Annotated in this window: 19 protein-coding genes and 1 pseudogene; 5 read left to right on the top strand and 15 right to left on the bottom strand. The window is 43.2% G+C overall.

Going from position 1 to position 21139, the window contains the following annotated elements; all coding sequences use genetic code 11:
* The 3 genes and pseudogenes from CXF82_RS02320 to greB all read right to left on the bottom strand — a co-directional run.
* Positions 1-1405, bottom strand: a 1405-nt coding sequence (locus tag CXF82_RS02320; protein WP_180961157.1) for an ATP-binding protein, incomplete at its 3' end; no start/stop codon positions are given.
* Positions 1395-3086: an N-6 DNA methylase gene (locus CXF82_RS02325; protein WP_102043605.1), complete on the bottom strand. Its 1692-nt coding sequence runs from the start codon at positions 3084-3086 to the stop codon at positions 1395-1397. The genes CXF82_RS02325 and CXF82_RS02320, both read right to left, overlap by 11 nt.
* Positions 3087-3770: 684 nt before the next feature.
* A pseudogene (gene greB / locus CXF82_RS02330) lies at positions 3771-3911 on the bottom strand (transcription elongation factor GreB); the annotation flags it as partial.
* Between the two features lie 355 nt (positions 3912-4266).
* On the opposite strand from greB, the gene ompR reads away from it, so the two are divergent.
* The 4 genes from ompR to CXF82_RS02350 all read left to right on the top strand — a co-directional run bounded on the left by ompR (position 4267) and on the right by CXF82_RS02350 (position 9414).
* On the top strand, positions 4267-4992 hold the full coding sequence (gene ompR / locus CXF82_RS02335) for an osmolarity response regulator transcription factor OmpR (RefSeq protein ID WP_101090787.1): 726 nt from the start codon (positions 4267-4269) through the stop codon (positions 4990-4992).
* A gap of 1 nt (position 4993) precedes the next feature.
* The gene (envZ, locus tag CXF82_RS02340) at positions 4994-6310 is read left to right on the top strand and encodes a two-component system sensor histidine kinase EnvZ (protein ID WP_101090789.1); all 1317 of its coding nucleotides are present in this window, start codon (positions 4994-4996) and stop codon (positions 6308-6310) included.
* Positions 6311-6507: 197 nt separating this feature from the next.
* Complete coding sequence (locus tag CXF82_RS02345) at positions 6508-8451, top strand: methyl-accepting chemotaxis protein (protein WP_102043606.1); 1944 nt, start codon at positions 6508-6510, stop codon at positions 8449-8451.
* A 111-nt stretch (positions 8452-8562) separates the two neighbouring features.
* Positions 8563-9414: a hypothetical protein gene (locus CXF82_RS02350; protein ID WP_102043607.1), complete on the top strand. Its 852-nt coding sequence runs from the start codon at positions 8563-8565 to the stop codon at positions 9412-9414.
* 55 nt (positions 9415-9469) lie between these two features.
* On the opposite strand, the gene CXF82_RS02355 is transcribed toward CXF82_RS02350, so the two are convergent.
* The 4 genes from CXF82_RS02355 to CXF82_RS02370 form a co-directional block, all read right to left on the bottom strand.
* Positions 9470-9943, bottom strand: a complete 474-nt coding sequence (locus CXF82_RS02355; RefSeq protein ID WP_102039916.1) for a peroxiredoxin — start codon at positions 9941-9943, stop codon at positions 9470-9472.
* A 181-nt stretch (positions 9944-10124) separates the two neighbouring features.
* A complete protein-coding gene (locus CXF82_RS02360; protein WP_257982715.1) occupies positions 10125-11588 on the bottom strand; it encodes an arylsulfatase in 1464 nt (487 codons plus the stop codon).
* A gap of 35 nt (positions 11589-11623) precedes the next feature.
* Positions 11624-12016, bottom strand: coding sequence for a DUF4345 domain-containing protein (locus CXF82_RS02365; protein ID WP_102043609.1), 393 nt, complete (start codon positions 12014-12016; stop codon positions 11624-11626).
* A gap of 193 nt (positions 12017-12209) precedes the next feature.
* Positions 12210-13634: an aminotransferase-like domain-containing protein gene (locus CXF82_RS02370; protein WP_102043610.1), complete on the bottom strand. Its 1425-nt coding sequence runs from the start codon at positions 13632-13634 to the stop codon at positions 12210-12212.
* 106 nt (positions 13635-13740) lie between these two features.
* Between CXF82_RS02370 and CXF82_RS02375 the strand changes: the two genes are divergently transcribed.
* Positions 13741-14253: a GNAT family N-acetyltransferase gene (locus tag CXF82_RS02375; protein ID WP_102043611.1), complete on the top strand. Its 513-nt coding sequence runs from the start codon at positions 13741-13743 to the stop codon at positions 14251-14253.
* Between the two features lie 209 nt (positions 14254-14462).
* Here the strand turns inward: CXF82_RS02375 and flhA are convergent, their stop codons facing one another.
* Genes flhA through CXF82_RS02410 form a run of 8 tightly spaced genes read right to left on the bottom strand, consistent with a single transcriptional unit; the run spans position 14463 to position 20920 of the window.
* Positions 14463-16544 carry a flagellar biosynthesis protein FlhA gene (gene flhA / locus CXF82_RS02380; protein ID WP_101090800.1) on the bottom strand — a complete coding sequence of 694 codons (2082 nt, stop codon included), beginning with the start codon at positions 16542-16544 and terminating at the stop codon, positions 14463-14465.
* A 15-nt stretch (positions 16545-16559) separates the two neighbouring features.
* Positions 16560-17693, bottom strand: a complete 1134-nt coding sequence (flhB, locus tag CXF82_RS02385; protein ID WP_101090802.1) for a flagellar biosynthesis protein FlhB — start codon at positions 17691-17693, stop codon at positions 16560-16562.
* Positions 17690-18469 (bottom strand): flagellar biosynthetic protein FliR, encoded by a 780-nt coding sequence (gene fliR, locus CXF82_RS02390; protein ID WP_101090804.1) that lies wholly within the window; start codon positions 18467-18469, stop codon positions 17690-17692. The genes flhB and fliR overlap by 4 nt, the downstream gene beginning before the upstream one ends.
* An 11-nt stretch (positions 18470-18480) precedes the next feature.
* On the bottom strand, positions 18481-18750 hold the full coding sequence (locus CXF82_RS02395) for a flagellar biosynthetic protein FliQ (protein ID WP_101090806.1): 270 nt from the start codon (positions 18748-18750) through the stop codon (positions 18481-18483).
* Positions 18751-18754: 4 nt separating this feature from the next.
* Positions 18755-18901, bottom strand: coding sequence for a hypothetical protein (locus CXF82_RS22245; protein ID WP_157822904.1), 147 nt, complete (start codon positions 18899-18901; stop codon positions 18755-18757).
* A 42-nt stretch (positions 18902-18943) separates the two neighbouring features.
* Complete coding sequence (gene fliP / locus CXF82_RS02400) at positions 18944-19672, bottom strand: flagellar type III secretion system pore protein FliP (RefSeq protein ID WP_101090807.1); 729 nt, start codon at positions 19670-19672, stop codon at positions 18944-18946.
* 2 nt (positions 19673-19674) lie between these two features.
* The gene (fliN, locus tag CXF82_RS02405; protein WP_101090809.1) at positions 19675-20031 is read right to left on the bottom strand and encodes a flagellar motor switch protein FliN; all 357 of its coding nucleotides are present in this window, start codon (positions 20029-20031) and stop codon (positions 19675-19677) included.
* Positions 20024-20920, bottom strand: a complete 897-nt coding sequence (locus CXF82_RS02410) for a FliM/FliN family flagellar motor switch protein (RefSeq protein WP_257982716.1) — start codon at positions 20918-20920, stop codon at positions 20024-20026. The genes fliN and CXF82_RS02410 overlap by 8 nt, the downstream gene beginning before the upstream one ends.
* Between the last annotated feature and the right edge of the window lie 219 nt (positions 20921-21139).

The raw sequence follows: 21139 nt of genomic DNA on the forward strand, positions 1-21139 counted from the left end.
CCTCAATTTTTTCAATTACATGTTTTATACTTGTTAAACTATCACTTAATTTTTCTTCTACAGTTTTATCTTTTTTCTTATAGCCTCGTTGACCAGCTGTAACCTTAATTCCTCGCTCTGACGCTATTCGTTTAACCGCACTGGTTATTACTTCATAACAACTAGAGCGTAATTCTAAGAAGCAATCATTCTCTATTAACCCCTCACGAGATGAGGTTTCATCAAATAATGAACCATCAAGATCAACTATATCAACTCCGCCAATAAAGTTAGTATTAGCATGGGATGGTAATATTCGCCTTCTACGAGCAGAGTCATCTAAACCAAGCCAGTCATTGTACAGCTCTCCATAAGGGGACACATAGAATCCATTTCGATATAACTTTATACCACCATTTTGTCTTGTGTAGGCCTGCAAGTGGCCTTTGGGTAATGCAAAATAATGGGCTTCAAATTTGAATTCGGCCTGTTGCAAAGCTTGAGATTTTATTTCAGGTAGTTCATATGTATCACTAATTGAAAGGTTGTTCAGACCTTCAATATTAATAACAATCCTTCCATCGCTATTTATATACGCCTTTATTGTGGACGTTGCTTCACTCAAAAATTCTGTTTGATCTGTTTTAAGCGGCAGTAACTCCCTTGAAAGTGGAGTCTGTGTATAAAAAATCACTTGAAAACCAGGATCAATAATTCCAGCAGACTGCTTTTGAGGATTCCTTTTTATTACTGAACTTATGTACTTAAATGTCGTAGATAGATTTTCAGCACTCCACGTTTCATTAATGTCAGATATTACTAATTTAGTACCTTTCTCAAAACCAAAATCATCTGTACTTTCAATAATAGAGTTGGCAACCGTTAGTAAATTTGATTTAGCTTTGTAATCAGACCAATTGATAGTCACCACAAGAAATGGAAGCTCAGGTGCAGATCTCGTAACAATCGTTAGCTTCCCCCCCATTTTTTGAGCTGAAAAACGTCCAATCCCTTTGCGACCAGCTCGTGAGCGACCAAACCGTGGAGAAATTGGATTATCTTCTTTGTCAGAAGTGCTAATGGTCATAAAGCCTTTTATTAAAGCCTCTTTAGTCATGCCATTACCATTATCTATGACAGTAATCGTTCCACCAGGTAATTCAGTTTCTTCAAAAATCACATCAACATTTTCAGCTTCAGCATCATACGAATTTTTAATTAGCTCACTTAAAGCCGTTGTTTTTTTAGCAACAAGCTGCTCACCTAGTCGCTTGACCAAATTCCCATCAACAGTGAACCGAACATTTTCACGATCAAACTCTGATAGCTTGGAAGCCAAATCGAGAACCATTCCATAATCAATCTTCGTGTTTTTCTTATCAAGAAGCAGCTCTAATTGCTTTCTTACACCTTTTTCACTTTTCATGGCTTAAGTTTACTCCCTTATAACGTTCACATCTAAGTTTATGAACGCCTCTAGCCAAACCATTGCTTTGTTTTTTTGTTAACATACCATGCTCAATTAATACACTATCAACCATTTCCATAGCTAAAGGATATTCTTCTGCCATTGCCTTTTCTAAATTAGGAATGAGGGCATTAAGATCATCGATGCAATCTTCTGATAATAGAATTTTTATCTTCTTACCTGCACTTGGCTCTATCTTCAATACACCAGAGCTATACACTCGCCCCTCAACCTCTGCAGAAAATTGAGAATAGGTTGATAGCATTGAAACCGCTATAGCCAACTTCATTTTAGAGGGGGATGTCTTATCATGAAACAAGACTTTATGTACTGAGTTAGTACAATTAACCCTTCCTTGATTTATTACTATTCGAGGGCCAAGGTGTATCATATAAGATAAGAAGCCGTCAGGAATGATTGAGTCAATACCATAATCTGGTTCGAACCAGTTAGGACGTTTTTTGAACGTACGGTTCTTTATTTTCTCTTCTTCAGTTATTTGAGTTAAGTACTCTCGAACCAAACTTTCTTTATCATTCATTTGCAACTGAGAAGGGTTAACTAAAAACGCACGATGACCTTCTCTCTGAATCTTTTCTTGTCTAGGTTTCGTATGCCGAATACCTGCAAGAGAAGAAAATCTTCCAACAACAGGTTTTAGTACAGAGCTAGGGAGTTCAAACTGTTTTACAGTCTCCTTATTTATGATGAACTGCTTGTTTGCACCTGTAACCATTCCTATTTTGATATCTAAATAATGGCTAAGTGGCTTAGACTCTTTCCTAAATGAAACTTTTTGATAAATTTCACGTATGTCCTCAGATATATATGCCAACTTAAAGTGCTCAATCTCCATATGACTACTACTAGTCGTCATTGCGATTGCATCTTTAAGTTCAGACAAATTATCTACAGCTTTTACTGTAAACGAACATTCTTCTTTACCCTTACGATCAAAGCCTTCCGCTATCAGGATAACAGAGGTTTCTTTAGCTCCTTCTTCTCTAAAGAATCTCTCTGCTAGCTTTACGATTTTTAAAACCCTAAAGTGTTTTCTATGTATGGCTATGAGCTTCTTAGCATACTCAGCATGTAATAAACTACTTGGTAAGACCCAAGCTACCCTTCCGCCATTTTTCAAAAAAGCAAGGCTATGTAATAAAAAAAATGCCCACAGGCTCGCATTGCGCCCCAAGGTAAACGAAGAAAAAGGCGAATTACGTAATATCACCTCACAAGATTTTCTTTGTTCTTGAGTCATATTATGCATTGAAACATACGGAGGATTTCCCATAACGACATCAAATCTATTTATAGAAAAATCACAAGGCTCAATTCTAATAAAATCATTTTTCAGAAAACGTTTTTGAATGGAAAGTAGTTTATGAAACTTGCTATGAAGAATGTCAAATGCATTTTGATCTATATCTACACCGAACAACTGCTTATCTGGTGATAAGCAACCTAGCGATTTTAATCGTGTAATACTGCTATCAAAAAAACCACAACCGCCGAAACTGGGCTCTAAGATATTTTCACTCGCGTTCTTAATTGCCCAATCAGCTAAGACCTGACTTAATGCAGGTGGCGTATAGTAAGCACCGAGCTCTCTTTTTTTAGGCAAAGAATGTGGATTCACTGCTGTTAGTACTCTTTTTTTTTGATAACAACTTAATAGTTGCGAATGCCCATAGTTTACCCTATATACGGATGTAGATGAACACTTAACATCGATATCACAGACAATGCAAACCTCTAATATTCAACATCTTAATTGCATTGCATTTTAACAAATCAAAATAATTGGTTTATTGATCCATCATAAATACATGAAAATAAAAACGGCACCTGATCATTACACAATCTACTCACTGTCAATCCATATAGTCAAACACACTACTGTAGGCACACTAAATCGACTATGAACATACCCAATGTCAAGCTTTGATAGGTGATTGCAAGTTTCTCTTATAGCTACATACTCGAATGAAACACATCTTGAATTGCCACCAGGTAAAGACATTTACCTCTACAGGAAATGCTACTTTAAACTAGATTAATTAACAGATAGAGAATGAATTCATTCTACAATGCAGAAAAGGACAAAACTATTTTAGCTATTAGAAGGCAGATTTAAGGAGCGGAGGTCACATTAGTCTTAAGTTCCAATTACCTTAGGAAATCATCTTATTGCTCTCAGTCGAGATTAGCTTACTGTTCCTCCTTAAAATAGTACACAACAAAAAGTATAATACTATTTATTACATGTTTAAAATCATACAGTTGAATCCATTTGATATCAGAGTGATGGTACTAATTTCAAGTCCGCATTTTCACTTCGATCGCCTAAGCTCGCAGCCCAACTGACAATCTTAGTGATTTCAGGTCTAAGCTCGCGCCATAAGTAATTAAGCTCTTTCTGCAATTTTTCGAAACCTGCTCGGGTGACGATGTTTGTTCTCATACGGACTACTTTTTAAAGGTTAACGATAATCTGAGGCCAAAAATCATAGCATAATTCAGCTCTGTCGAGGCACTTTACAACGCGGCAGAAATGTTGCGTCAACTTGTGAGCATTTATATTAGCAATTTGTTCAATTTGGTTACAATTTCAAATACAGTCAAACAAAAGAATTATTACTAAATGTTTCAATACCTTAACAACTCGATTCATTTAGTCTTAACGACATAAATGTGCGATTGCGGAATAACTCGCTAGTCATCAACATATTAAAGCGGCTATATTAGGCTAATTCATTTTCAATATCAGCCAGTTGCCTATACCTATTGGCCCTCCTAGCAAAAAAAGGATCCTACGCATGGGACAAGAAACCTCAAAAATTCTCGTTGTCGACGATGATATGAGGCTGCGCGCCTTATTGGAGCGTTACCTGATGGAGCAAGGTTATCAAGTCCGCAGTGCGGCCAATGCCGAACAAATGGACCGTTTATTAGAGCGCGAAAACTTCCATCTACTGGTACTGGACTTGATGCTCCCTGGTGAAGACGGTCTTTCCATCTGTCGCCGACTGCGTCAAACAGGTAACACTATCCCCATCGTTATGCTCACCGCGAAGGGAGATGAAGTCGATAGGATTATCGGTCTAGAACTGGGTGCAGATGATTACCTGCCCAAGCCTTTTAATCCACGAGAGTTACTGGCTCGGATTAAAGCGGTAATGCGCCGCCAAACGCCTGAAGTACCCGGTGCACCGACCCAGCAAGAAGAGGAGATCACTTTTGGTGAATTCTCACTCAATCTTGCGACGCGTGAAATGCATCATGGCGAAGAGGCAATTGCCCTTACCAGCGGTGAGTTTGCAGTATTAAAAGTGTTAGTCAGTCATCCTCGTGAGCCTCTATCACGCGATAAATTGATGAACCTTGCCCGTGGCCGAGATTACTCTGCACTTGAGCGTTCTATCGATGTGCAAGTCTCACGCTTACGCCGCTTAATTGAAACCGATGCTGCTAACCCGCGCTACATTCAAACGGTTTGGGGTTTAGGTTATGTGTTTGTGCCTGATGGCTCATCACGAAAGTAGTATGAAAAAGAGATGGTGGCACCGCTTAGTCCCCCGCAGCTCCTTCAGCCAAACAGTGATGTTAATTGGCTGCTTACTGCTGACTAATCAATTGGTGTCTTACCTTTCAGTTGCGGTTTACTTTATTAAGCCGAGCTATCAACAAATTAACCAACTGATTGCACGCCAAGTAAAACTGTTGTTTGTCGACGGGGTCGATGTTGGCCGTGAACACCTCACTATGGTAGACGCACTTAATGCCAAAGTGGGTGACGATGCCATGCAGTTTTATAATCAAAAAGAGGCGCGTCAAGCAGGTATTGAACGGGCAACCTATTACGGTTTTCTCTCGTCACAAATGTCAGAATACCTCGGCGGTGAAGCCGAAGTGCGCATTGCACAAGGTGAAGAGTTTGAAATTTGGATCCGTCCACCTCAAGCTCCCTCTCTTTGGATTAAAGTTCCGCTCATCGGCTTGAACGAGAAAAACCTTTCGCCACTCACCCTATACTTAATGGTGATAGGCGCCTTGAGTGTCGCCGGTGGATGGTGGTTTGCCCGCCAGCAAAATCGCCCTTTAAGACGCCTACAAAAAGCCGCAATTGCAGTGTCTCGTGGTGATTACCCCGAGCCTTTACCCATCAGTGGTTCTAGTGAAATTGTTGAGGTGACCAATACGTTCAACCAGATGTCCTATTGCATGAAACAACTAGAGCAAGACAGAGCCTTGTTAATGGCGGGGATTTCTCACGATCTCAGAACCCCCTTAACTCGAATTCGTTTGGCGTCTGAGATGATGGTTGAAGAGGACCAGTATTTAAAAGATGGCATTGTGCATGACATTGAAGATATGGATGCCATTATCAATCAATTCATCGCCTATATACGACAAGACCAAGAAGGTACTCGCGAGCTAGAACAAATTAACGATTTGATTAATGACGTGATCCAAGCAGAATCTAATCGTGAAGGCACCATTGAGTCCGATTTAAGTGAATGCCCACAAGTTCTGATGCAAGGCATTGCTATCAAACGTATTTTAAGTAATTTAGTGGAAAATTCTTATCGTTATGGCAATGGCTGGGTCAAAATAAGCTCGCAGTTTAACGGCAAATACCTTGGCTTTAGTGTTGAGGATGATGGCCCCGGTATCGTTGAAGATCAGATCCCCAAACTGTTCGAACCTTTCACTCAGGGCGATACCGCCCGCGGTAGCGTCGGATCAGGTTTAGGTCTAGCAATTATCAAGCGAATCGTTGACCGTCACCAAGGTAAAGTCATTCTCACCAATCGCAATGAAGGCGGCCTGCACGCCCAAGTTTGGCTGCCGCTAGAATAGCGTCACAATCATTGAATCAGAGCCTCTTTCAAGCCGTCGTCTATGGAATCTTCAACAATACGCCTAACATTGAAAGCCCAGAGAGAGCGCTAAATTAGTCATCGATTCAATGGCGTTAGTATTCGCTGTTTTCTTGTAATTTTTTTGTAATCTAAGTGACATATTCTTGCATCATCTTTTTGATGTGAGTCAACGGAATGAAAATATCAACCCTATCGCTTTCTGCATCAGCTGTATTGCTGCTCATTGCAGTATTACTCGCTGGCGTCGTGTTTTGGAGCAGTGAAGAGCGGCTGTTCATTGAGCAACAAACTTCCCAGCTACAACAGATCCAAAAAACCTTTTTAGTTGAAATCAGACGTGAGCTTGATAGGTACCTTACTAGTGGCGACGCTAGTAAGCTTGAACAAGCTAAGCTCAACTTAGCTAAAATTGAGATGCAAATCAGTCAACAACAAAGCGTTGAAGTGTTGCCGCTACAAGCTTCGATTCGACACTTTATTATCGCCCTCGATAATGACTATCGCGCTGCGGGTAAGCTTGCAGGTAATCCCAGGCAATTATTAGCCCATGCTGAATCAGAGATGCTCGATTACAATCGTCGTCTGACTGATTATGCGTTTCAAGGCTTGCAGCAACAGCCACGACTTGCCAATAAATACTTAGCCTTAACCAGAGAACTGCCACCCTTGATCTATGACTTATCGCAAGTCACTGACGGGTATTTGGTCGGCAAAGAGCAGCGACTGAAATCCATATTAGACAGCCTTATTAATGAGCTTAACTTGTGGCATGACAAGCTCGATGCTCTGCCGCTTATCGGGATATATGAAACGCTGGAAGTTGACGAGTTTGCTCTCGGAGATGAAAGCGGAGAAGAGATAGAGATAGGAGAGAGCGCCCACAGTGAACTATTAAGCTTAAGTCATCGTTATAACAAAGAGGTCAACAATACCCACTCGCTATTGATTAAAAACCAACGTACTCAGCAAGCAATGGCTCAGGATATCGCCACCATCGAACAGCTATTATTGGCGCTCGGTATGGAGCAAGAGCAACATAATCAGCAACTAAAGCAAGAGCTCAGTATCGCTATCTATACTATGGTGTCTGTGCTTATTCTTTTTGCTATTGGCTATTTAATACTGCAACAACGGCGGGTAATTAAACCGCTCAAACATCTTAACCGCGCCTTCCACAAGTTAAGTGAATCCAATAGTCGAGAGCGACTGGCAATTCAGCGTCGCTGCGAAACGGGTCAAATTGCGGGCCATTTCAACCAGCTTTTACAGCGCTTCGAAAAAGAAGATGAGGTACAACGTGAACAGATAACTCATGTATCCAAATCTCTTAGCTTACTCGTTAACCGTATTTCATACCTTTCTGCCAGTACAGAGCAAACTCAAAATATTGTGCTCACCGCACAAGACCAAACTGAGCATATCCGTGTATTGGCACAAGATGTGAGTCAAACCTCGGGGCAAGTGGAGCAAAGCGCACAACAAACCATGCAGCAGATGCAGCTCAGCCAGCAAGAAGCCCAAGCCGTGCTCGATGCAACAGCAGACTCACAAGTTGCAGTCACTCATTGCCATCAATCGCTTGCTAGCCTTACAACGTCGGTTTCTGACGTGTCTAGAATCATTGATGTGATTAGTAATATTGCCGAACAAACCAACCTACTCGCCCTTAATGCTGCTATCGAAGCTGCCAGAGCAGGCGAGCAAGGCAGAGGCTTTGCCGTGGTTGCTGACGAGGTCAGGAATCTATCGCAACGAACCCAAATCTCACTAAAAGAGATTATGCAGATCCTCAACCAGCTCACTCAAGCTAATACTGACCTTGATGAACGGGTGCATGGCATTGAAGAGGCTACACAGACTCAAAGACAACGCGCACAGAGCCTATGGCAAGTCGCTCAAAATGTGCAATCTCAAGCAAGCGATATGGCCAGTACCGCCAAACAAGGGGCTAATAGTGCCTTAGAGCAAGTCAGCTATTTGGACGATTTTGTTAGCGCAATGAACAGCCTTAAAGACCATGCTCAAGCTGCCTCACTGCAAAGTGATGAGATAGCCAAAGAGGTTGAATTGAGCGTTGAAAATATCGAAGTCAGCTTAGGCATTAAGACGAGCGTTTGACAAACATGCCGGCGATGCTAGGTTTTTGTAACCTTTCTGTAAGAATCCAGCTAAAATAACAGTACTTTCAATAGCGTTATGCTGGATTTTAACAAAGGGAATAGGGATATTATGAACAACCTCCTCTTAAGCGCGGTTATCGCGACAAGCTTTTTATCAGGTCAGGTTAATGCAGCCGAGTCTGACTCCCCTTTTGCAATATCCATATTAACGGCTATGGAAACCTATGAAGATTCTCCTGATAGCTCCCTGTCTAAAGGTGTGGGTGTCTCTGTCATCTGGGACAACCTTCGCTACGATAATACCTACCAGTTAGACAAGAATTACTTTAGAGTCCGCGGCACTTATTATTACGAGCAAGATTCAGAAAAATACGACGAAGATAGATATCGTAACTCGATGGACATGAAGCTTCAGTACCAACGTCCTTTCATGAATATCAACAATAACGCTAACCACACCTTAAGCTTTGTAGGTCGCTACGAAGGTCACTATAACAGCCAGCAACTTGAAGAATTTGAACAACTCGCCATTGCAGGGCTTGGACTCAACAATCGCTACGGTGATGTCAATTACTATGACCTAGGCCTAACACTTGGTGTTGCGTATAGCGAAGAAGAGAAAGATGACGATTGGCCACGCGAATATAAAGGCATTACCGAAGATGAGTTAAATCGTCGAGGTTACGGCTACTACTTTGCTTGGAGCAACCGTTACACCTTTGGTCACTCTGGTGTGCAGTTAGGCATTGATTACAGCCGTTATGATGGCCTTTGGGGTTATAAAGATGGTAAGTCATACACCTTTAACCGCCTAAACATGAGCGTGGTCGTGCCGTTAGCTGATAACAATAACTTGCTGCACTTTATCACTCAATATATTGACCGAGAATCAGAGCAAGACTTGATTGGCTTTGATGACGTACTGTATCGCGTTGCCGTTGAATACGTGCATTATTTCTAAAAACAGCAAAATAAAAAAGGAGCTATTAAGCTCCTTTTTTAGATGCTTTTACCGCTTAAAGTGTCGCTAGAATCGCTTCAGCAGTACTGACTTCAAATGACTGTGGTGCTTCAACATTTAATGTTGTGACTACGCCATTATCAACTACCATCGCATAACGCTGTGAACGCACACCGCCAAAACCAGCAGTGTCCATCTCGAGTCCTAATGCTTTAGTAAAGCTTGCATCACCATCGGCTAACATCATCAATTCAGATGCATTTTGCGCAGCTCCCCATGCTTTCATGACGAATGCATCGTTAACTGAAACACATGCAACAATATCAACACCTTTAGATTTGAATTCGTCAGCCATCACTACAAAACCAGGCAGATGAGCTTCAGAACAGGTCGGTGTAAAGGCGCCAGGTACTGCAAAAAGTACCACTTTTTTATTGGCGAATAGCTCAGCAACATTATGATTTAGCATACCATCGGCTGTGAGTTCTGCCAGAGTGCCTGCGGGTAAAGCTTGTCCTTGTTCGATCATTAGGTGTTCCTTTCAATGTTAGAATAGTGGCTGTATCTATATGCTAGTGCAATTTACCGCAAACAAATACAGAGAGAAAACAGGGTTATCGAATTAGTAGCCCTTTATATTGTCCATAAAAAAGCTCATCGTAAATGATGAGCTTTCAAAGTGTCGCTATTTCAACTACGACTTTCCGCCTCTAGTTACCGACGCCACCGGTGTTAATCGGGCCACTGTCAGCCGTCACCGCAGGCCACTGCTTAAACGTGGCTAAATGCTGCGCTACCGCTTCTTGCACTGGACCAAAGGCCCACATTTTTTGCCCCATCCACTTAAGGTACATGCCCGACTCCTCGGCAGCCTTTTCATAGGGGTCTTGACGTAAATTAAACAATAGCGGTGCATTTAGCTCCTCTTTTGCGCCACCCCAGCCATTATTTTGCACCACAAAATGTGCCTTCCAATTACCGACTCGCACAGCTTGTAGTTTGGTGCGCTCGTAATAGAAGATCTCCTTTCTATTGGAGGGAGCATCCTTAGTTAACATATCCAGCTGATTGTAACCGTCTAGATGGGCTGTAAAACCTTTGTAGCCCTTGAGCATTTTCTGTTTTAAATCCTGAGGACCACCCGCTGCAGCGACTAAGGTGGGCAATAAGTCCATTCCATCAAACATGCCATTATTCACTGTTCCAGCAGGAATATTATTAGGCCACTGGATCAAAAATGGCGCTCTAACGCCCCCCTCCCAAGTGGTTCCTTTCTCACCATGAAACGGCGTCATACCACCGTCAGGCCAAGTCATGATCTCTGGTCCATTGTCGGCTGTGAAAATAATAATGGTATTGTCGGCAATCCCTAGCTCTTCAATTTTTGCCAGCATCTCACCAACATGATCATCGAGATCTTTCATCACCACTTCTTGAAGACCCCAACCATTGGTACCCAGCATTTTTTCATATTTGGGTGAAAGGTGTGTCCATACATGGCCGCGAGATGGACAATACCAGGTGAAAAATGGCTTGTTCGCTTTTACTGCTTTTTCAATAAAGTTAATGGTGTGCTTGTTAACTTCATCATCAAGCGTCCGCATCCGCTCAATAGACAATGGTCCGTCATCTTTAATCGACTGGCCACCCTTTCCATCGGATTTAGCATGGATCACGTTTCGCGGCGCAAACTTCTGAAACGCTTTATCTTTTGGCCAATCGGGATCTTCGGTGTATTCCATTGCATTCAAATGGTATAACCAGCCCCAGTATTCGTCAAAACCATGCTTGGTCGGTAAAAAATCATCTCGGTCACCTAAGTGATTCTTACCAAACTGGCCTGTCATATACCCCATGGTTTTCAATACTTCAGGCAGCGTTGGCGTATCTTGATTCAAGCCGACAGGGCCACCGGGTAACCCCACTGTATGCATACCTGTTCGCACCGGGAATTGTCCCGTCATAAAGGCCGAACGTCCTGCGGTACATGAGGGTTGCGCATAATAATCAGTTAACAGCATGCCTTTTTCAGCAATGCTATCGATATTGGGAGTGCGACTACTCATCACCCCGTTGTGATACGCACTGAGATTAGAGATACCGATGTCATCGGTAAAAATAACAAAAATATTCGGTTTATCTTTTGCGGCAGTCGCCGAAAAAGAGAGTGCCATCAAAACTCCACACGCTATAAATTTGAACATCCTTTTCATTTTAATTCCTCTTTTCCTGATTTTTTAATCATATAAATACCCGCCACACCAAAGCCTATCTCGAGTAACAGATAAACAAAGAGTAGCCAGTGAGGCATACCGTCAATTATTAAACTCAAGAACCGTCCGGCACCTAAGCCAAACATAAAAATAACGAGGCTGTATAAGGCGGCTAGTCGATATTTTTGCTTATATGCCCCGAGTAACCAGAACAATGCATTTGCAAAATAAAGCCCCATAATGGCGCGAAAGATGTGGGTAAAATTAGTGCCCTCTGCTTCGATACCAAATAAAAACTGCATTGTGATCGGAGGGTATAACCCGTATGACAGCGCGATAGGAGTCAGTCCTAATACCGCGAAAATAAGAAACTTGGCTGGTAACGTCATACACAATCCCTGTTGAAATACTATTTCAATAAAGATTAGTAGAAGACTGTAAAGGTTCAAGTTTATAGGTGATAAAAAATTAGCATTTTACAGCCACTTATAACTATCTTCACCGAGTAACTAAAGAGATCGACGGTGCAGAAATTGAGGATAAAAATAGCCATCTAATTCACGTTCACCTCGCAACCTAACGCTATTGCTGTACATACTCCGCGATAATCTGCCCCAGTAAACCAATTCCATTTTCCATCTCCTCATTCCATGGCAACGCATAGGTTATTCGGAAATAATTATCGTAACGGCTATCGAGCGTAAACATGGCTCCAGGGGCAATAGACAATTTATTATCAATCACTTTATACCACAACGCTTGGCTGGTTAAATCCGCTGGCAGCTGAAACCAAATACAAGGGCCGCCGCTAGGCTGACTAAGATAAAACGGTGTTGCGGTAATGGTAGCCAAGTGCGGCCTAAGCAGTGCCATTGTCGCACTGTAGTTCTGCTGTATTTGAGATCTAAGTGCAGTGAGGTGCTTGTGATAGCGGCCAGAATCCATCATCTCTTGTACCATGTGCTGCAGCAAGATACTTGGCTCTTCGGCGACGGTTTGCTTAGCAAATTGACACTCATCAAAGCTATTAATACACAATAAATAGCCCAAGCTGATGGTCGGTGAAATGGTATCGTAAAAATCGACAATGCAGATCACTCGGCATGATGACTGCTCACACACCAAACTTGCAATCGTCACTGGGCGTTCACTGCCAAAATAGAGTTCACCACGATCATATTCAATTAACGTCACATGATGTTTTTCAGCCCACTCAATAAGCTGTAGTTTTTCGCTGTTACTGAGCACTCTGCCAGTAGGATCAGCAAAATTGGGATTCACCAAATAGGTCGTAAAAGACTGCGATTCATAAGCGCTACTTAACAGCGCAAGCTCGTCTTGATAGTCAGCCTGCATAGGTATTTCAACCACATCTGCATTGAACTGTTTCAACATGGTTTGAAAATAAAATGACATAGGTGACTCGACAGCAATCGGCTGCTGTAAAGCTTTAGCTGCGATAAGCGCTAGCATTAACCCTTCTTGTCGTCCGTTAGTGATCAGAACTTGTTCATAATTAAACACTTGCTGACTGCGCAACAGATGCTGACAAATAGCCTGCCTAAACGCAGCAACGCCTTCGATTGGATCTTGCATCCATAGCTTATAAGGCCGTTTAGCCAGCGCTTTTTTGTGCAGCTGATTAAGCAGCAACTCGGGATCTATCACTGTACTGGGTGCAGTGCACGATAACGGTAAAATATCATCATCATTAAAGGAGTATTGCACCGCTCTATCGAGTGTTAACCCGGCAAGCACCCTATTGATTTGACGACCATAATTAGGCGGTTTGGCATTGACTCTAGAGACCACAAAATAGCCACGTTTGGGCTTGGCGACCACCCAGCCTAAACGCTCCAATTCATGATAAGCCTGCATGATCGTTGATATCCCCAACTGCCTTTGTTTAGCGAATGTGCGCACTGACATTAGCTTTCCCGTCAGTTGACCTTGCTCAATGGCAGTCATGATCTCATCGACAACTTTTCGATATTTAAACGCTGCCATTAGTGATTCACCATCTGTATTGGGTTTTATTGGCTTTAACTGTATCTGTTTTGCATTTCAATCTATAGGTAAAGTAAAAACCAATACAGAATTGGGAGCAAATAACATGAAAATCATTACTGAAACGGCACGTTTGATCATTCGCGAATTCAATCGCGATGACGCCCAAGCTGTTTACCACTTTAACTCTCCAGAAATCGTCAACCGCTACACGGGTGATGCCGGTCTGTGCGAAAGTGTTGAAGATGCCGCTGGGATCATCGAAAACATCTGGATTAAAGAGTATGCAGAATTTGGCTTTGCTCGTTGGGCGGTGGTGCTAAAAGAGACCGGGCAGGTTATCGGCTTTTGTGGCTTTAAAAATGAAACGCGTATTAATGCTGTCGATATTGGTTACCGTTTTCACCCCGACTATTGGGGCCAAGGCTTTGCCACTGAGTCAAACCAAGCGTGTCTCACCTATGCTCGTGCCCATATGGATTTGGATATGGTTTATGGCGAAGTGATGCCAGAAAATAGCGGCTCTATCCATGTGCTGAAAAAGCTGGGAATGCAGTTTGTAAAACAGTATCAAGAGGGTGGGTACACCATCGACAGCTATGTAATCCAGCTGAAGTAGCCCCAAGGGTAAGTCCACTTTAAACGATGAATTAGCGTTCTGCCTTAGGCATCATTATCAAACGTTTCGTGAAAAATATTGCAACTGGAGGAGGTACATATTCGTATCAGTAGGTGCTTTACCACTATGATTCACCGTCGCGAGCTAACTCTAAACGGTGACACAGTAACAAGGGGAAATAAGCTGTCCCTTGCTACTGCTCCCTTTGACTAACCTAACTGCCCAGCGACTAACAACTCACGCGTTTCAGGGATCTCATTGTAAGACAACACGTGCAACCCTCGTGCAAACGCCAAGGCATAACGAGCCAAAATGGGCCTCAGTTGAGGAGAGACTAACAATAATGGGCTATGACCCTGCTCCTTCGCCTGCGCTAATAACTGCGGCATTCGTTGCTGTAATTGTGCTAACAATTGTGGCTCAACCGGAAAGCTATCTAGTGATCCCTTCCCCTGTTGTTGTGACTGGTTAAGCGCCGACATTAAGGTTTGTTCAAGCTCAGGGGCTAATGTCATCACATTAAGTTTAGGCTCTGCGCCCACAATCGAGTGCAAAATAGTATTGCGCAAGGCACAGCGTACATCCGCGGCTAATAATACTGGATCTTTCGTGTTCTCACTGCAATCGAGTAACGTCGTCGCAATGGTCCGAATATCCTTTAGTGACACTTGCTCTTTCAGCAACAAACGATAGACCTTAAGCTGTAATATTGGCGTTAACGCGTTATTGAGCGACTCCGCCAATTTAGGGCTTTGTTTGGCCAAACGATCACTCAACGACAGTACATCATCATGTTGCAACATATCGGGTAGGGATTCACGGATCAACTTGCTCACATGAGTGGCAATAACAGTGGCATTATCGACAACCGAGTAACCAAGATTGAGCGCTTTTGCTTTGTGAGTTTGATCTATCCAAGTGGCATCCATTTGGTAAGCAGGCTCTTTGGTAATCACCCCATCTATGTCGCCAAATACCGGGCCACTCTTAATGGCCATTAGCCTATCAGGATCTAACTCTGCGGTGACAACAGGATTACCCATTAAACTAATTTGGTAAGCATTAGGCGCCAATGACAGGTTGTCGCGCACTCGCACTTCTGCCAATAAAAAACCAGCTTGTTCAGATAGTGTACGACGGATCCCGGTCAGGCGCTTTTGCAACTCAGCTCCTTTACTGCGTTCAACCAAATGCACTAAACGATACCCTAACCTCACCTCAATCAGATCGGTATAAGGTAGGCCGTCCCAACTGGGAGCGGATGGCTCACTTAAATTGGTTTCCCGCAGCTGTTCAACTTTAGATTCGGCAATCTCTGGCGGCCTTTGACCCTGTTTCCAAGCCACAAACCCCAGCAGTGCCGCAAAAGATAAGAATACTAAGCTCGGCATACCAGGCACGATACCTAGGATCAGCATTACGATCGCAGCGGTCACCAATGTTTTAGGGTTGGCCAACAATTGCTGACGCAATTGCTCTGGCATCTCTTCGGCATCGGACACACGAGTCACAATGATGGCAGCAGCAGTTGAAAGCAATAACGAGGGGATTTGTGCGACCAGACCGTCACCAATCGTGAGCAAGGCATAAGTCTTAAAGGCTTCTCCGGCACTTAAGTCATGCATGAAGACACCGATTGCCAAACCGCCCAACATGTTAATGGTCAGAATAAGGATACTGGCAATCGCGTCACCACGAACAAACTTTGAAGCGCCGTCCATTGAACCGTAAAAATCAGCTTCACGGGCGACCTCTTGTCGCCTGTCTCTAGCTTGTTCTTGCGTTAACACACCCGCATTAAGATCGGCATCAATCGCCATCTGTTTGCCGGGTAAAGCGTCCAAAGTAAAGCGCGCCGAGACTTCTGAAATTCGCTCGCCACCTTTAGTGATCACCACAAAGTTAACGATCATCAAAATAAGGAAAATGACCGCACCAACAACATAGTTGCCGCCAATCACCACCTCACCGAAAGCTTGAATCACTTTACCAGCAGCATCGCCGCCTTCATGCCCCTCAATCAACACGACTCGAGTCGAGGCAACGTTCAATGTTAGACGTAATAAGGTCGCTAACAGTAGTACCGTTGGAAATACCGAAAACTCTAAGGGTCGCCGAATGGATACTCCAACAAGTAACACCATCACCGCCAACACGATGTTAAAGGTAAAAAAGATATCGAGCAGCCAAGGCGGTAACGGTAAAATCACCATTGCCAACACCGCTAGCAGCATAATTGGAATACCGATATAACTTGGACTACCGGCAAAAGTACGTGAAAACCAGTTCATCAATTCAAATAACCTTTAATCATGTTGTAAATTTGTAGGAATAAAAAAGTGGGGTAGAGGATCAGGCTTGGCCTGCTGACCTTGGCGCGCAGCCTGCAGCTGCATGACATAAGTCAGTACATGGGCGATCGCCACAAAGAGCCCTGCGGGGATCTGTTGTTCAACTTGTGTGGAGTAGTATATTGCGCGCGTTAATGGCGGCAACTCAACAACCTCAACACCATGACGCTTGGCGATATCACGCATATAGAGCGCCAGCTCGTCAGTTCCCTTAGCCACAACGTACGGCGCATCGGCCTTAGTTAATTCATATTTTAGCGCCACGGCATAATGGTTGGGGTTCACCAGTAAAACGTCAGCTTTAGGGATTGAAACGTCCGCCCTTGAACGACTGATACGTTGCTGCATTTGACGAATTTTGGCTTTAACCTCAGGCTTACCATCTTGCTGTTTGTGCTCATCCTTCACCTCTTGCAAAGACATTTTTAGCTCTTTGTGATGGTGCCAATATTGATAAGGCACATCTATAAAGGTGATGACTAACAATCCTAGCCCCAGATAGAGCATGGCCAGACTCAACATATCGATCCCACGAGAGACTGCTTCATCAATAGGTAGTTGGCTGATAGCCATCAAGGTTTGGAAGTTTTTTTCCAGAAATAACAACATAATGCTGATCAATAGCACTATTTTTAGTATCGACTTAACTAACTCGACCAAGGACTTAACCGACGCAATGCGACCTAAGCCCGCAATAGGATCGATACGGCTATATTTAAAACTCGCATTTTTAAAGCTTAAGACAGGTCCACCCGGCATTGCCCCAGTAATGATTGCAATGATGCCCACCATTAAAAACAGTGGGCCCAGAATATTGAGTATTTCCAATAATGAATACGCCAAGTGCCTCATCATCATGCCAGGCTCATCTAACTGCGCCTTGGTGAACGACATGTTGACTCTCGTCATCTCGGCGACTTTAGAGGCTATCCAGTCTGCGGTAGTGGTGAGTAATATTGAGCAACCGATAATCAGCGCCGAAGACGCTAAGTCTTTTGAGCGAGGAACCTGGCCTTCATCGCGAGCTTTTTTAAGCTTCTGCGGTGTCGCTTTTTCAGTTTTACTCTGACCGGTATCTTTACTGCTCATGGGCTACCACCAATAAACTGATACATGGAGGACAGAGCATCTAAACACAGATCGCTATAACGGTTAGGTAAACCAGTGAAAGAGAAGAACACGCATAGCAGTCCCATCAACATCGACATCGGGAAACCCAGTGCAAATACGTTTAATGAGGGTGCGGCTCGGCTTAACACACCAAACGTAATGTTAACGACTAGCATGGCCAAAATAGCCGGTAATGCCAACATAAACGCTGCGGCAAACAGCCAGGAGAAACGCCCAATAAGCCCCATTAGTGGCAAATCAAACACACTGCTCCCTATTGGCCACAATCTAAAACTATCGACCAATATGCCAATAGCAACTAAGTGGCCATCTAATGCCAAGAATAATAGGGTGCCATAAAGCAATAACCACAAGCCAATAATAGGGTTGCTCCCTCCGCTAGAAGGGTCGTTCATCACCGCCATCGATAAACCCATCTGCATCGACATCATTGCGCCAAGTAGCGTCATAACATGGATCATAATCGATAAGAATAGCGCTAACATAAAACCAATAAGCAACTGCTCTATCGCTAAGATTAATGCCATAAAAGAGAGGGCATCCACTTGTGGCACTGGCGGTAGGAGTGGTGCAACTAAGGCTGAAATACTGAACGCTAACAACACACGCACGGTAACGGGTATAAAGTTACTGCCCAAGAAAGGCATCACCATAAATGCGCCCATAATACGGCAAAATGGCCACCAGAAAGTACCGATAAAAGCACTGATTTGGACAGAGGTAAGCGATAACATGCTACTAATCCTCAACCAATGATATGGGGAATATTCATAAACAATCGATTAAAGAAATCACTGATCTGCATCAATAGCCATTCACCTGAGAACAGCACCATCAATAGCGTTAGTACCAGTCGCGGTAAAAAACTCAACGTCTGTTCATTGACCTGAGTTGCCGCCTGAAACACTGCAATAACCAATCCCATCAACAACCCCGGAACAACCAAAACCCCGACCATTGTCACGACAAGGAATATCGCCTCAGCAAACATTCCGGTAAGTTCATTGACGTCCATAACGCTAAAAATATCCGCGAACGAGTAGAGCAATAACACTGGGCCAGTCATTTAACACGACTAACATCAGCATCATAGTGCCAAGCAGTAGATATATAATGTCGCCTATTGATAGCACCAACATTTGCGGATCACTCTTTACATCACTCATCCGTTATTCCTCTGCAGGTGATCTAATCCATCAATCATCTTCCTATCCATAACTGGCGACCAAAGTGCTAACCGTCATTGACCATCCATCCACTAATACAAAGACCATCAGCTTAAACGGCAAGGAGATAATTAGGGGTGAAAGCATCATCATTCCCATCGACATCAAGACACTAGCGACCACTAAATCGATCACCAAAAAAGGCAGGAACAGCAAAAAGCCAATTTGAAACGCTGTTTTTAATTCGCTCAACACAAATGCCGGCATAAGCACAAAGAAAGGGATCTGCTCAGTCGTTAACGTTGTCGGTTCATCAGCGATCTTTAGCATCTGTTCAAGATCCGTTTCACGCGTTTGCGCCAACATGAACGCTCGCAATGGTTTCTCTCCACGATCAACCGCTTCCGTCAACTCTATTTGTCCCAGATCGTACGGTAAAAAGGCCTCATCATAGATGGCTTGCCCCACTGGACGCATAATGAAAATGGTCATCACTAAGGCAATACCAATCAGCACCTTATTGGGTGGACTTTGTTGTAAACCCAATGCTTGCCGCAAAATTGCCAACACGACAATGATCCGGGTGAAGCTGGTCAACATCATCAATAGTGCAGGTAAGAAGCTCAGCACTGTCATTAGTGCCAAGATCTCTAATTTAACGTTTACAGACTGGGTTTTATCACCATCAGCCAGCGAAAATAACGTTAACCCATCTCCTGCATACGCCGTCGATGAAAAACAGACGAATACAACCAGCAACACTCGCCACATAGTTAATTAACTGCTCCGGTTAGACTCGTCGCTTCGACTTCAAGTAAACGCACACCATAGCGACCATTAACCTCAACCACCTCACCACGCCCAAGCAATGCACCGTTAACACGAATATCGAGTGGTTCTCCCACCATGCGGTCAAGCGCAACAACATCGCCCTCACCCATTTTTGCCAACTCCCCTAAAGATATCTCTACGCTAGCGAGCTCTAGCGTCACATGTACAGGAAGCTGATTAAAAAACGACATGTCTTTTACAGGCTTAGCCTGAACTTTGGGTTCATCAATCACATCTTCTGCAAAAAAATCGTCATCTAAAAGAAAATTGTCATCCTGCAAAATACTATTTTCAGCCATTGGATTGTTCCTCCATTTGAAAGGCTTCTTGAGTTAATTTGGCCACTATTTGGCCCTCATGGGTATGTACGGTGGCATAAAAAAGCGGTCTTTTCCCAACCGTCAACGGACAGCGAGAATGTAAGTTCATCGGTAAAATATCGCCTACAGCAACATTTTGTAGTGAGGTAACAGGCATACTCTGATGCCCAAGCTCCAGCGAAGTTCGCAATGGAATTTGTTTGAGTCTATTGGCTAACTTCTCTGACAACTCAGGGTCAGCCTGATATTGACTCGGCTGCTCAGCCATCAACTCTAACAAGTGCTCAGCCATATAAAAACGAATGGGGTGACCATCATGCCCAGGCGGAAAGCTCAGTTCACAGCAGGCAGTGGCTTTAATAGGTGCAGCATTCAATACCAGTTCAAGCTCGAGTTTATCGGCATCCATGTCGGTCACTGGTAACCTTGCTATCACTGCCATTATTATCCGTTTCACGATACGAAGTTCAGAATGACTGGGCGCCCTTAGCGGGGATTTTGCAGCTGTCAAACAGCTACCATAATAGCCACTTGCCAGCTGATCTAAGGTGCACTTGTCTATTTCCCACCAACCTAGCTCAATACGGTTATAACTCAGCAAAAACCAAGCATGGTGTAATTGCGGTGTCACTTGATTGCTTTTGGCACTGAGGGATACATTTGATAGCGCTAAATGACCTTGGCGTATAATAGGCATGAGTAACAAATTAACGGCATCCAATATTGGACGCTGGCACAATGACAATTGCATCAACAATCGACTTCGAGCCAACTTTTCTTTAATCAACACCACAGGTCTTAATTCAACACCTTGGGCAGACTTAATTAGATTAGCTTTCGCAGTTGTTTTAATTATAAATCCCCACACAATAAAATACCGTCAAATAACCGACGAAATGATTTAAATAGTTATTAAAATGACGAGTGCCAAAATAACATCGTAATAAAAAAGTAAAATACAAAGGTTATTCTTACAGAGCTTATTAGTCACAAATTAACAGTAACTTAGATCAATCACACACAAAGGCAGCATTAAATAGACATGTGACAATATGTATTGACGACAAACAAATCAATCAACTTAAAT

The sequence above is a fragment of the Shewanella sp. GutDb-MelDb genome (genome assembly GCF_002836075.1).
Classification (GTDB): domain Bacteria; phylum Pseudomonadota; class Gammaproteobacteria; order Enterobacterales; family Shewanellaceae; genus Shewanella.

What these genes read in the sequence shown, in the direction of transcription:
- ompR (WP_101090787.1), top strand. Translation starts at nt 4,267, where the DNA reads ATGGGACAAGAAACCTCAAAAATTCTCGTTGTCGACGATGATATGAGG.
- envZ (WP_101090789.1), top strand. Translation starts at nt 4,994, where the DNA reads ATGAAAAAGAGATGGTGGCACCGCTTAGTCCCCCGCAGCTCCTTCAGC.
- CXF82_RS02345 (WP_102043606.1), top strand. Translation starts at nt 6,508, where the DNA reads ATGAAAATATCAACCCTATCGCTTTCTGCATCAGCTGTATTGCTGCTC.
- CXF82_RS02350 (WP_102043607.1), top strand. Translation starts at nt 8,563, where the DNA reads ATGAACAACCTCCTCTTAAGCGCGGTTATCGCGACAAGCTTTTTATCA.
- CXF82_RS02355 (WP_102039916.1), bottom strand. Translation starts at nt 9,943, where the DNA reads ATGATCGAACAAGGACAAGCTTTACCCGCAGGCACTCTGGCAGAACTC.
- CXF82_RS02360 (WP_257982715.1), bottom strand. Translation starts at nt 11,588, where the DNA reads ATGGCACTCTCTTTTTCGGCGACTGCCGCAAAAGATAAACCGAATATT.
- CXF82_RS02365 (WP_102043609.1), bottom strand. Translation starts at nt 12,016, where the DNA reads ATGACGTTACCAGCCAAGTTTCTTATTTTCGCGGTATTAGGACTGACT.
- CXF82_RS02370 (WP_102043610.1), bottom strand. Translation starts at nt 13,634, where the DNA reads ATGGCAGCGTTTAAATATCGAAAAGTTGTCGATGAGATCATGACTGCC.
- CXF82_RS02375 (WP_102043611.1), top strand. Translation starts at nt 13,741, where the DNA reads ATGAAAATCATTACTGAAACGGCACGTTTGATCATTCGCGAATTCAAT.
- flhA (WP_101090800.1), bottom strand. Translation starts at nt 16,544, where the DNA reads ATGAACTGGTTTTCACGTACTTTTGCCGGTAGTCCAAGTTATATCGGT.
- flhB (WP_101090802.1), bottom strand. Translation starts at nt 17,693, where the DNA reads ATGAGCAGTAAAGATACCGGTCAGAGTAAAACTGAAAAAGCGACACCG.
- fliR (WP_101090804.1), bottom strand. Translation starts at nt 18,469, where the DNA reads ATGTTATCGCTTACCTCTGTCCAAATCAGTGCTTTTATCGGTACTTTC.
- CXF82_RS02395 (WP_101090806.1), bottom strand. Translation starts at nt 18,750, where the DNA reads ATGGACGTCAATGAACTTACCGGAATGTTTGCTGAGGCGATATTCCTT.
- CXF82_RS22245 (WP_157822904.1), bottom strand. Translation starts at nt 18,901, where the DNA reads ATGAGTGATGTAAAGAGTGATCCGCAAATGTTGGTGCTATCAATAGGC.
- fliP (WP_101090807.1), bottom strand. Translation starts at nt 19,672, where the DNA reads ATGTGGCGAGTGTTGCTGGTTGTATTCGTCTGTTTTTCATCGACGGCG.
- fliN (WP_101090809.1), bottom strand. Translation starts at nt 20,031, where the DNA reads ATGGCTGAAAATAGTATTTTGCAGGATGACAATTTTCTTTTAGATGAC.